General features: G+C 45.0%; 14 protein-coding genes and 1 pseudogene. 4 read left to right on the forward strand and 11 right to left on the reverse strand.

Going from position 1 to position 11,617, the window contains the following annotated elements:
• Positions 1-324: 324 nt before the first annotated feature.
• From ACIDE9_RS11260 to ACIDE9_RS11295, 8 genes and pseudogenes are all read right to left on the reverse strand, one after another.
• A pseudogene (locus ACIDE9_RS11260) lies at positions 325-573 on the reverse strand (antirestriction protein); the annotation flags it as partial.
• A gap of 12 nt (positions 574-585) precedes the next feature.
• Positions 586-735, reverse strand: coding sequence for a hypothetical protein (locus tag ACIDE9_RS11265; RefSeq protein ID WP_411994879.1), 150 nt, complete (start codon positions 733-735; stop codon positions 586-588).
• Between the two features lie 149 nt (positions 736-884).
• A complete protein-coding gene (locus tag ACIDE9_RS11270; RefSeq protein ID WP_411994881.1) occupies positions 885-1,040 on the reverse strand; it encodes a hypothetical protein in 156 nt (51 codons plus the stop codon).
• A 306-nt stretch (positions 1,041-1,346) separates the two neighbouring features.
• The gene (locus ACIDE9_RS11275) at positions 1,347-1,820 is read right to left on the reverse strand and encodes a hypothetical protein (RefSeq protein ID WP_411994882.1); all 474 of its coding nucleotides are present in this window, start codon (positions 1,818-1,820) and stop codon (positions 1,347-1,349) included.
• Positions 1,821-1,914: 94 nt separating this feature from the next.
• Complete coding sequence (locus ACIDE9_RS11280) at positions 1,915-2,385, reverse strand: hypothetical protein (RefSeq protein WP_411994884.1); 471 nt, start codon at positions 2,383-2,385, stop codon at positions 1,915-1,917.
• A gap of 78 nt (positions 2,386-2,463) precedes the next feature.
• Entirely contained in the window at positions 2,464-2,691 is a 228-nt protein-coding gene (locus ACIDE9_RS11285; protein WP_411994886.1) for a hypothetical protein, read from the reverse strand.
• A 195-nt stretch (positions 2,692-2,886) separates the two neighbouring features.
• Entirely contained in the window at positions 2,887-3,348 is a 462-nt protein-coding gene (locus ACIDE9_RS11290; protein WP_411994887.1) for a hypothetical protein, read from the reverse strand.
• A 14-nt stretch (positions 3,349-3,362) separates the two neighbouring features.
• On the reverse strand, positions 3,363-4,001 hold the full coding sequence (locus tag ACIDE9_RS11295) for a hypothetical protein (RefSeq protein WP_411994889.1): 639 nt from the start codon (positions 3,999-4,001) through the stop codon (positions 3,363-3,365).
• A 100-nt stretch (positions 4,002-4,101) separates the two neighbouring features.
• Here ACIDE9_RS11295 and ACIDE9_RS11300 point away from each other — a divergent pair, with 100 nt between their 5' ends.
• Complete coding sequence (locus ACIDE9_RS11300) at positions 4,102-4,347, forward strand: helix-turn-helix domain-containing protein (protein ID WP_411994891.1); 246 nt, start codon at positions 4,102-4,104, stop codon at positions 4,345-4,347.
• 52 nt (positions 4,348-4,399) lie between these two features.
• On the opposite strand, the gene ACIDE9_RS11305 is transcribed toward ACIDE9_RS11300, so the two are convergent.
• Positions 4,400-5,029, reverse strand: coding sequence for a hypothetical protein (locus ACIDE9_RS11305; protein ID WP_411994893.1), 630 nt, complete (start codon positions 5,027-5,029; stop codon positions 4,400-4,402).
• Positions 5,030-5,933: 904 nt separating this feature from the next.
• On the opposite strand from ACIDE9_RS11305, the gene ACIDE9_RS11310 reads away from it, so the two are divergent.
• The 3 genes from ACIDE9_RS11310 to ACIDE9_RS11320 are packed head-to-tail and all read left to right on the forward strand — an operon-like array spanning position 5,934 to position 8,756.
• The gene (locus ACIDE9_RS11310) at positions 5,934-8,195 is read left to right on the forward strand and encodes a nitric-oxide reductase large subunit (protein ID WP_411994894.1); all 2,262 of its coding nucleotides are present in this window, start codon (positions 5,934-5,936) and stop codon (positions 8,193-8,195) included.
• Between the two features lie 26 nt (positions 8,196-8,221).
• On the forward strand, positions 8,222-8,554 hold the full coding sequence (locus ACIDE9_RS11315) for a cupin domain-containing protein (protein WP_411994896.1): 333 nt from the start codon (positions 8,222-8,224) through the stop codon (positions 8,552-8,554).
• A gap of 16 nt (positions 8,555-8,570) precedes the next feature.
• Positions 8,571-8,756 (forward strand): hypothetical protein, encoded by a 186-nt coding sequence (locus ACIDE9_RS11320; protein ID WP_411994898.1) that lies wholly within the window; start codon positions 8,571-8,573, stop codon positions 8,754-8,756.
• A 686-nt stretch (positions 8,757-9,442) separates the two neighbouring features.
• On the opposite strand, the gene ACIDE9_RS11325 is transcribed toward ACIDE9_RS11320, so the two are convergent.
• Together ACIDE9_RS11325 and ACIDE9_RS11330 are read right to left on the reverse strand one after the other, a co-directional pair.
• A complete protein-coding gene (locus ACIDE9_RS11325) occupies positions 9,443-9,802 on the reverse strand; it encodes a VOC family protein (protein WP_411994899.1) in 360 nt (119 codons plus the stop codon).
• Between the two features lie 427 nt (positions 9,803-10,229).
• A complete protein-coding gene (locus tag ACIDE9_RS11330) occupies positions 10,230-11,609 on the reverse strand; it encodes a multicopper oxidase family protein (protein ID WP_411994900.1) in 1,380 nt (459 codons plus the stop codon).
• Positions 11,610-11,617 lie beyond the last annotated feature (8 nt).

Here is an 11,617-nt window from a genome sequence, read left to right on the forward strand (position 1 = left end):
CTTGCTATCTCCGATAGACTTTGAAAAGCAGTTCAATCAATCGGCTGAACAGTGTCTACAAAGTTAGTGGCGATTCAAAGAATGATAAACGGGTACTCTTCCGGGGACTTGTTTAACAAGACCATCACGGCTTCTTCAATCGTTAAGAGTGGATTCAATAGAACTCGATCTCCACCCCATTCACTATCGTAAATAATCGGCATATTTTCCCTAAAATAATGTGCGAACCTACTCGGCGCACCCGACGACTCGTCGCCAAACCATATAGTATAAGGCAGCTAGGTTAGCGTCGAATACGTCAGGTCGTCGAGTGGACAAGTGGAGCTAGTCTACCGCTTCTAAAATTGCCGCCGCCTCTGCATGCTGCAATGCAAAGTCACGTAGCGCATGGAAATGCTCGCTGCTCATAACTGCAAGTTCAGAGACCTTCACAAAGGACAGATGGCTGTAGGTATACAGACAAACAATGATGCCAAATGCCTCTTTAGAGATTCGGCCTTCGTAGCCATTTTGGCAAACGATACTGACCGGCTCATCAATATCCGGCACCATGAAAAATCCGTTATTGCTGAGTGTGTAGAAGTCTCAGTAGGCCCCCTGATATCCAGGGCAAAGCATTCTGGCCAGGTGGTAGATTGCGGGCTCAATCTTGAATGGGAAATGTTGTTTGAACTGCTGGGCAGGGATAGCAATGCGTAATGCTTCAGGTACCAATGTGGCAGTGACTTTAGTCATGATGATGCTTTCAAAAAAATAAGTGGCAGACCCTCTGCCCCACCAAACCAACAGACGTGACGATGCCTCAACAATTAAGCTGATTTTTATGCGTGTCATGTGCAGGAAGGTTTAGTGAGGCGAAGAGTAAAGAAAGGGATAAAGCGTTTTTATTGCTGTATATCCAGATATGGTTGGTCGCAATCAAACCCGGCCATTAGCTTTGCCTGTTCAGCGACTGCAAAAGCAACCGCATCGTCTGGAATGTCCCAGGTGAGCACAGCATCAATGGCTTGGATAATGTAGTTCTGGTTGGCAATACACATGATGAATCTCCTTATTTAAATTTGAAGTAACAAAGCAACAGAATCAGGGTGACAACGGCAACTGCCCATAGTGGAATTGGATATAGCTGCCCAATGAGGTACAGGGTGTAAAAAGACATTTAGGTCTCCAATAGTGGTTAAAGCCCTTGCCGAGAAAACAGACACGGAAGGTGTGTGGGGCGGTATAAGATCGGTATAACCGGGAGTCTTGTAGAAGACTGAAATGAAGCCTTATCTGGCTTAGTATTATGGCGGAGGGTATTTCAAGAGTGACGGACTAACTCTCCGTCACAGCGGTGATGGGGCTTATTGAGAGGTCTTGCTGGGATTGTGCTTTTTGGTGGGTGCAGGCTTTGATGTGGTCTTGCGGCCATCAGGGATGTGTTCGACTTTGATATCGGTATCGGATTTGATAAGAAGCTCTATTGCTTCAATGACAGGTTTAGGGTCACAACTGACATAGACGCGTGGGTTATCCATATCTCGCTCTACCAGCCCTTCGGCATAAAGCACTGCGAAGATAAAGCCAGGTGTGTTGGCTGACTTGCCTTCAAAGATGCCATGCAATGAGAATGAGGTGAGTGGCTTTTTAGCTGATTCCAGCTTAGCCAGAATGCTGTCCAACTTTACCCACTCAGGACTGAAATACCCTCCTCCTTCATTCTCAGCCACCCGGACCATGATGCTGTTTTGGTCATCAATGCCGATGTGGTAAGTCAGTTTGAATTTAGCAGACAGGTTGAGACATTCGCCTACTTTGACGATACGTTTTGCTTTCATAAAGTAATTCCTTTTAGCTTGGTTTTTGAGGATTGAAACGAGACACTGAATGCATTGCGCTTCATATAAGATACTGAATTTCCCGCAGTTAAAATCAGCCTAAATTGATCTGTAAGTGTTCGCTTACTTTTGCTTGCCGCCATAGCGACTGTGGGACATAGAACACATTGCCACCTGCGTTGTTCCAACAGTAGGCAAACACGGCCCAGTCATCGTTGAGTAGCTGGCATACATCCCATCGCATCGCTTTGTCGGTCACATTGGGCCACTCGCCATGTTGATTAAACCAATCTGAGTCATAGCCTTTGATTGCTAACAAATCCGCCTCCAACTCACTGATATAGGCATGGCCTCCAAGGTATTCATCAAAAGAAAATTCAGCGGATAACTGGCCAGACAGCCAGATTAGATTGTCGGGATTGATATCGGTATAAGTGCTCACATTGGGCGGGATGTCCTGGCAAGCACTCATGAGCATGAAGGCTATGTCTTGCAGGATTGGTAGTGGTAGATTCTTCCCCAGGTAACGTTGGTAGGCTTGCTTAAAACTATTGATTTCAACCATAGGTCTCCTTTGCTGAAAATAAAAAACCCGCACACCTTTCGGTATACGGGTTACGGTTGTGAAGTACTGAAACGCTGTTTACAGGATGAAGATGAGGTAAAAAATCACCCCAAATACACTGAGTGAAACGACGATATAAACAACCATCATCACCAGCGCATAAAGAAATGGCCCAACGAAAGCCCAAATCAAATCCCAAACCAGTTTGCTGATGTCTATGGGCAGGCTAGCTCTTGGCACATCGTATCTGCGTTGCTTGTAGAGCAGGATGGCGATATTAATTTCATGTGAAATTCGATCAGCCATAAAGTGACTATTGCGGCTGACAAATGGCTGGTGAGCAGTGGCCAGTTTGGCTAAGCCGTTGCCTGTGATATCGGCTGACTTCTTAGCATGGTTAAAAATGGATGCGTAGTTTTTTCTTCTGGCGATAGTGGGCTCCTTAAAGTAAAAAACCAAATCCGATGTGGATTTGGCATGAGGTTTAAGTCCTTGAGTGAGTTACTCCGTATAGTGTCCGCACGATGAACCATCCAGGACGGAGAAGGTTTTTACGCATTGGTATTTGGGGTCTTTTGCAGTCATGCATTGACCATACCATTGCGCACGGTCTTTGCCGTTCTCGTCGCCTTGAGCAGTTTGGGCGTTAACCCAGGCTCGTTCTGTGGCCGGGGTATAGACACAGTAAGTATTGTTGCCATACTTGTTGTACCGACAATTAGTGGTTGCATAGCTCCCCTCGTCCCAATATCCCTCTTTGATTGTCACAAGACCTGGCTTCTTAGGGTAACGCTGCCATGCCTCATCAACGCACTCATAATGATCGCTCTTAATCTTGGCTTGAGCGTTTGTTGGATGTACCCATTTGGCAGGTCTATTGGGAAGAAGTCCGCACCCGGTAAGCAGCAAAGTCGGGAGCACAACCCATAAGGTTATCTTGTTTGCCATCAATTGAATTTGCATATATATATTTTGAATCAAATAATTTTCCCTTCCTGGTGCATATCAAAAACGATGCCGCTGAAGTAAAGAAAGTTGGCGTACAAAAAGAGAGCAGCGCCTGTGGGGATATTGAATAGCTGATGTAACCCCTCCCCTTGAAATTGAATGAAGTGAGACGTGTAGATCATCATGTGCTCAATGAGCAAGAGAACTGAAGTGATGTTGAGCAACAAATAGCGGGCAGGCTTTAAAGATTGTCTTAACAAGACTGTTGCTAATGGGTAACTCCATAGCACAGCAATGAGCATCACGCTTCCATAGGACACCTGCAGCCTTGCTGCGTGATCTGTATTTTCTGTGAGCTGCCAGGGGAATAGAAATGACAGAAACACCAGGAAGACGGCAGTAATCATGATTTTTTCACCATGCAAACCTGCATCCCAATAAGCAAAATACTTATCTAGCAACGGTCTATCATCAGCCTTTTCTTTTGGTTGTGCAGCAAACAGCACAGCGCCTAATATCGCGATAAACGCTCCGATCCCAAGGTAGGTATTCCGCTCCCCCAACAATGCGACATCAAACAGGTTTCCGGCCAGATAGTTCAGCATATTGAACGCTGAAACTAAAGTAATCAGGCCTGCGACCATTAGGCCTGTAGCAAAAGTTCTCAATTATTTTTCCTTTCTTTTTGTCTGAGTCATATTTTTAATATGTTAATTATGGGTATCATATCCCGTGGTACCAAATGCAGCAAGGATTCACCATAATGGCGTGGCTAAACCTTCTCCATCATTTTCCGGTAATCCAGCACTAGTAAAGCTCGGCGCTGCTATTCGTGCTGCGAGACTAGATAGACAGCTGTCACAAGAGGCACTCGCAGATAAGGCCAACATTGATAGGTCTTATATCGGTGGAATTGAACGTGGCGAGCATAACGTCGCCTTTATGAATCTGCTTAAAATTGCAGATGCTTTAGATTTGAGACTGAGTGAAGTATTGCTTAATTGTGAACTGTAACTTGGCCTCCTTTATTTAAATACCACAATGAGTTCCGGTAGCGCTATCACCTCTATAGATAACTAAATACCCCATTAGACGACTGTGCTTTCAAACGCTCTACAAGCAGCGCTCCCAAGTGCGGATTATTTTTGATTTGCTGGGCTAATTGAGAATAAAGCTCAGTGGTTTCAGTAGAGGCAGATGTTCCCAATGACACTTTAGTGCTGGCACTATTGGAGCTACTAATTTCTGATAACACCTGGTTAATAATGCCCGGTGTGTATTTTGTTGAAATTGAGGCTGTCCCGGCATCGCCGGAGGACAAATAATTAAGAAGGCTAGACACCTTGTTGTTAACTGACACGGCGTTTTCTGTAGCGTCGGTGCTGGAGGCTAGCTTGGCCAACTGCTGCCACGCTAAGGGTGTTGTCTCGTTAGTTGAACTTGTTTGAGCTGGGTTAATGACTTGCAAGGCAGATTTAATATCATCTTTTTGTAATGCTTCACCAATCTTGCCGAGGGGGCTATTGCTACCAATATTCTTAGCCTGGCTAAGCCTTGAGAAAGCATCTTTAGCTGTCTGCAAGTCTCCGGACTTCAACGCACTATCAAGAGATTTGACGTCTTGTTTAACTTGCTGCCAATTCGTGACACTTTGAGTTTGATAGGCACTGTAAGAACCAACACTGTTTACCGACATGACTACCCCCTGACACTTCAATTTACCTTATCGGCAAATATAAAACCTCTTCGCTGAGCTTGTTATCCGAATTAGCAGTATCAATACCCGCCAATTAGTAAGCTAGGCGATCAAGTTCGCTTGCTAAATCTGATTGACCGTAAAACTCCACGATTGCACGAGGACTAAATAAAAAGAAAAAAGCACCTCAAAAGAGATGCTTTTTTAGCATTGAATCAATATGCAAGTTATCGAATGCGGGTAGGGAATGTTTTACCCCGCTCAAAATAAGTCACCTCATTTCAAACGGTCCTAGTGGCAAACCATGCCCTGAACAGAATAATGAAGGATCAGATCCCAACCGCATATGGGATTTCTTCCTAATATTAATGGGAGTGTCAGGTCTTCTTTGACAGCTGGATTACGAGTACTTATATTGAATAAACATCCATCCTTTCCCGAGGAAACCGATGATTAAAGCCTGGCATTCCTCCGAGTGTTGGGCTTTTTCTTTATCTATCGCCAACCCCTTTGTATGGATAAATCCAAACCTCCACCACAAGCCAACATAATGGCCAACGATTGCCACCGGGATTACCGCCGTATCAGCTAGCCCCTGATTACTTGCCTATAGCTCAAGACGAGCGACTATAGGCAGGGTTGAGGGCTCCGAATAAGTAATTTCCAGAGGCTCGACTCGTCGACCTTACGCTCCCGATACTGTCCAGCTATTCGAGAGCGCTGGAGGACTATCAAACATCTAAATATTGTTTTTTAAGAATCCATTTATTGATCTATCGCAAGCTCAAAGAGGGACATATTTTATAGTCTAGACTTGCATCATCGTCACGGTCACATTAATAATGCACTGTGCAAATTGTATTTATTTTGTACAGCAGCCTCCATATAAGAAAGAGAGCGTTTCATGGGTATATATAAAAAGCTTTGGCTCATCCTCATTGCAGTACTCATAGTTACATTTACTATTCTGGGCTATATGGGCGCCGAGGTTTATCGTTCAGCACCACCGATTCCCAAGAGCGTGATGAGCAATGACCATCAACTTGAATTTAAAGAAGCTGACATTCTGACGGGGCAATCACACTGGCAATCAATTGGTGGAATGCAAATAGGCTCAATATGGGGACATGGCGCTTACCAAGCGCCAGACTGGACTGCCGATTGGTTACATCGTGAATTGATCGCTTGGCTGAATTTAGCAGCTCAGGAAACCTATAGTTCAAGTTATGACATGCTGGATCCTGTTAAACAAGCAGGCCTGCGTGAGATGCTCAAGCAAGAATATCGCAGCAATCGACTGGATGACCAAGGCATCTTGTCACTGACACCACGTCGCGCTAAAGCGGTGCAACAAACCGCCGCATATTACGGAGCATTGTTTTCTGATGCACCAGAGCTTAAGAAAACCCGTATCGCATATGCCATGAAAGACAATACATTGCCCGATGCGAAGGCCAGGAAAAAGATGGCATATTTCTTTTTCTGGACATCGTGGGCAGCAGCAACCGAGCGTGCCGAGGGAGCGGTAACATACACCAATAACTGGCCTCATGAGCCCTTGATCGCCAACAAACCGAGCAGCGAGAATATCCTTTGGTCCATGGGCAGTATTGTATTTTTGTTGGCTGGCATAGGGCTGCTAATTTTAGGCTGGACAGCATTACGCAAAGAAGATGATGTACCTCCCAAAGCAGGCAAGCTTGATCCTATTACCAGTTTCGCATTAACACCCTCGCAGCAAGCCCTAGGAAAATACCTGTTTATTGTGGTTGCCTTGCTGATATTCCAAGTGTTTATTGGTGGGTTTACTGCACATTACACGGTAGAAGGCCAAGAGTTTTATGGCGTTGACGTATCACAATGGTTTCCCTATTCACTCACCCGTACCTGGCACATCCAGAGTGCTTTATTCTGGATCGCCACCGGCTTTCTGGCCGCTGGATTATTTTTGGCACCGATCATTAATGGCGGCAAAGATCCTGCATATCAAAAACTAGGGGTGAATATTCTGTTTATCGCTTTACTGATTGTGGTCACAGGTTCTTTCCTTGGCCAATATTCAGCGATCGCTCACCTAATACCAACTGCATTTAATTTCTGGTTTGGGCATCAGGGCTATGAATATATAGACCTTGGCCGTTTCTGGCAGATTGCATTATTTGTTGGCCTGTTATTGTGGCTAGGTTTAATGCTTCGCTGCATGATCCCCGCGCTTAAGGCAAAAGATAGCGATAAAAATCTACTGGCATTATTGACCGCTTCGGTGATTGCGATTGGTTTATTTTATGGCAGTGGCCTGTTCTATGGTGAACATAGCAATCTCTCGGTGATGGAATACTGGCGTTGGTGGGTTGTGCACCTGTGGGTGGAAGGTATTTTCGAGGTATTTGCCACTGCAGCGTTGGCCTACATTTTTATGTCACTTGGCCTGGTATCTAGGTCTGTTGCAACAATCACTAGCTTGGCATCAGCATCGTTGTTTATGGTTGGTGGCATTCCGGGTACGTTCCATCACCTTTATTTCTCTGGAACGACTACGCCAGTTATGGCAATCGGCGCCAGTTTCAGTGCGCTAGAAGTTGTTCCTTTACTTGTGCTCAGTCATGAAGCGTGGCATCACTGGCACTTGCATAAACGAGCAATATGGCTTGAGAACTTACGTTGGCCTTTATGTTGCTTTGCAGCTGTAGCTTTCTGGAATATGCTGGGCGCAGGCGTATTTGGTTTTCTAATCAATCCACCTATTTCTCTATATTACATTCAAGGGCTCAACACGACAGCGGTACACGCTCATGCTGCACTGTTTGGTGTATATGGCTTCCTTGCTATCGGCTTCTGCCTGCTAGTGTTACGATATATCCGCCCGCACGTAATCTTTAACGAAAAGCTAATGAGAACAGGCTTTTGGGCGCTCAATATCGGATTATTGTTAATGATATTTACCAGCCTCTTGCCGATTGGTTTTATGCAATTCCAAGCCAGCTTTAACGAAGGCCTCTGGTACGCACGTAGTGAGGAGTTCATGCAACAACCATTATTGCAAACCCTAAGATGGGTAAGAACCTTTGGGGATGTTGTCTTCATTATTGGGGCCTTATCCATTGCAAGCCAAGTTACACTGAGCCTTTTGGATAGGAAGCCGCACCATCATATAAGTACTGTTTAATTACAATTGAGCAGAAGGGTTTCCATATGAGCATTCAACACTACGCGCCAGGTGAAGTGATCAACATTAGTCCTGATGGCGCCAAATTTGAGTCTGCCAAATCGGAAACCTTAGTACGCGAAAGCCATATTGAGGTTTTCAGGTTTATTTTAAACGCAGGCAAAACCACACCAGAGCATACAGCAGCCGGTGCTGTCACTATTCAGTGTATTGAAGGTGAGGTTGAATTGAATCTGGCAGGACAAATCAGAATTCTGAAAGCAAATACTCTGGTTTATTTGAGTGCGGGTGCCAGCCATACAGTTAAAGCTCTTTCGGACAGTACGCTACTGATTACGATCTTACTGCAACGCGAATAATAGAAAGGAAGCCACGATGGCAGATAAATTACAAACCAACGTCAACAACCCTTCTGATCAAGAGGCAAACACGCATGCAGACAAGAAAAAAATTAAAAAATATCACCTAGGCATAGAGCAGGCGCTTGAAGAAGAAATTGGGTTAGAGGTTGAGCATGGCCTGCTCTCTGAAAGCGAGCTTAATAGCGGGAATGACATTTAACCTCTCCCTGTTGCGAACCACAAAAACAAAAAACCTAAAGCGTTGACCTTAAGTCTCTTTATAAACCACTCTTGTAAGCCGAACACGGCACACGCACAATTGGAATGGGGGAGCAGATATCTTTGCACTATTATTTACTCAAACAAGAACACCCATCCGAGAAAGCTTGCTAACAACAATCCAATTACCGGGAAGACTTTTAACAGCAAATAAATAACCCATATAACTCTGACTATTACAAGAACCCCTGTCCAATACAATATTCTGATGATTAAATTTATATACTCAGACATAAATACATTTCTTTGGCGCTTAACAAACAGAATTATATTGCAAGCATCCACATAGGGTAGACTATCTGGCGGTAGCGAGGAGGCTAGCTAATCGAATCTAGCAATAACGCTTAACTACTCCCGCCTGGAAAAATCCCAACTCCCACGCCAAGCCAACATAACGGCCGATGATTTCCACCGGGATTACCGTCGGTATCAGTCAGCCCGTGATTGCTTGGCTATGGCTCAAGACGTGTGACTATGGGCAGGGTTCGGGGCTGCGGATGAGTGGGATTTTGGGTGTAAGCTGAAGTTGCGAATCGACGCCCTGACCAAGCCGACGTTGGCCATTCGGCCATATAGCGCATTGAAAGGCGACACGTCGTCGGGTAGAGTGGGAAAGTAAAATCTGATTTATCTAAATGAACGACTGGAAATACTGATTGAGTTATCGTCGGGGTCCTTCGCATTTGTGAACTTATAACCATTCGCTTGATGAATCGGGCCAAACTCCAAACCGAACTCTTTGGATGTTTGTACGAATTGTTCAACATCCTCAACATGAAATGTAAGCTTAACTCCAACCTGCCCAAGTTTCACTGACTTGGCTGCCTGGTGTATTAGAATTTGTGCTCCAGCACCCGGAGAATTGAGTTCTATCAAGCCCTCAACCACTTCACCTGAGGTTTGAAAACCAAAGTATTTACTATAGAAAATTGCAGTCTTCTGCATATCTCTTGCATAAATAATGATCGAGCCGAGTACTGCTTGCATAATAATTTTCTAATCGATTACTAATTGAATCACTTGTAAGTTTACCTCAACACAAAACAAAAAGACCCAAGGCGTTAACCTTGAGTCTCTTGATAAATGGTAGCCTCTCTTAGAGTAGAACAGAGCCAACTGATTTGAGTCATCTGCTCTAACTAAATAATCGAAAAAGAAAAGCGACTCACATGTCTGCAAGTAGGCTTAATCCTGAGACTACTTGAACGAATAGTTAGCGGTCAACATGACTGTGAGTGGATCACCTGGATAACACTGGCTAATGCTGGCACAACCTGCAATGTACTTCTTATTTGCAAGATTTCTGGCATTGAGTGCAAACCGCCAAGCTTGAGAGTGATTAAAGCTTAATAGTCTAAGCAGTTGTATGCATTAACAAAAGAAAAGCCCTATCTCTAGGGCTTCGCCACATTCATTAATGTCCCTCATGTCCAGTAACCGGCTTTACAGCCTTGAACTTCACATTTGAGGTATTAGGTGCTGTCATGCGTTTAATGTCTGAAGCATCTATCTCTACTTCGTGAGCAACTGTTCCTGACGGGTGACGGAAATTACCAGGGTCTTTGTAGTCATTGCGTGCGAGTCCCTCCCTCACTTTCACCGTCGTAAACATCCCGCCCATTTCCAATTCTCCAAATGGGCCGATACCAGCCATCATGGGGAGTGTATTTTTAGGAAGTGGCATTCCGGCCATTTCTGCCATCTCTGACATTCCGGTTTTACCCATAGGCATATAGTCAGGTACGAGATTGGTGATTTTCTTCATCAAATCGTCTTGTTTCACTCCAATCATCGTTGGAACGTCGTGCCCCATCGCATTCATGGTGTGATGACTTTTATGACAATGGAATGCCCAGTCACCAAGCTCATCTGCTTTGAATTCTATGGCACGCATTTGGCCCACTGCAACGTCTGTGGTTACCTCTGGCCAGCGGGCAGTTTTAGGAACCCAACCACCATCAGTACCGGTCACTTCGAACTCATGGCCGTGGATATGGATAGGATGATTTGTCATAGTGAGATTGCCAACCCTGATCCTTACCCGATCATTCTTGTTTACTACAATAGGATCAATACCTGGGAAAGCTCTACTGTTCCATGTCCATAGGTTGAAATTCAGCATGGTATTTACTTTGGGGGTGTAACTACCTGGCTCGATATCAAACGCATTCAATAAGAAGATGAAGTCTCGGTCTACCGGCATAAAGCTAGGGTTCTTCGGATGAGTCACCCAACTTCCCATCATGCCCATTGCCATTTGCAGCATCTCATCTGCATGGGGGTGGTACATAAAAGTACCTGGTCGCTTTGCTTCAAACTCATAGACGAAGGTTTTACCCGGCTCAATGGGAGGCTGGTTTAATCCGGTCACGCCATCCATTCCATTTGGTAAACGCTGTCCGTGCCAATGAATACTCGTTCTTTCAGGTAATCGGTTCGTCACAAAGATACGCACGCGATCGCCTTCAACGACTTCGATGGTCGGTCCTGGACTCTGACCGTTATAGCCCCAAAGATTGGCAACCATGCCCGGGGCGATTTCCCTGACAACAGGTTCTGCGACTAGATGGAATTCCTTCACACCATTATTCATTTTCCACGGCAGACTCCAACCGTTCAAAGTCACTACTGGATTGTATTGCCGACCTGTTTTAGGAAACAATGGTTGTTGAGTGCTTGCAGCGTCAACGCTAATGATTTCTGGCAGAGCAGCCAAGGCAGATTTACTCACTGCGCTGACTGCGACACCTGCCACGCCCATCCCGGCATATCTAAAAAAGTTTCTTCTATCCATAGTTGTCA

Origin of the sequence: Methylophilus sp. 'Pure River' (assembly GCF_046765995.1) — a bacterium.
Classification (GTDB): domain Bacteria; phylum Pseudomonadota; class Gammaproteobacteria; order Burkholderiales; family Methylophilaceae; genus Methylophilus.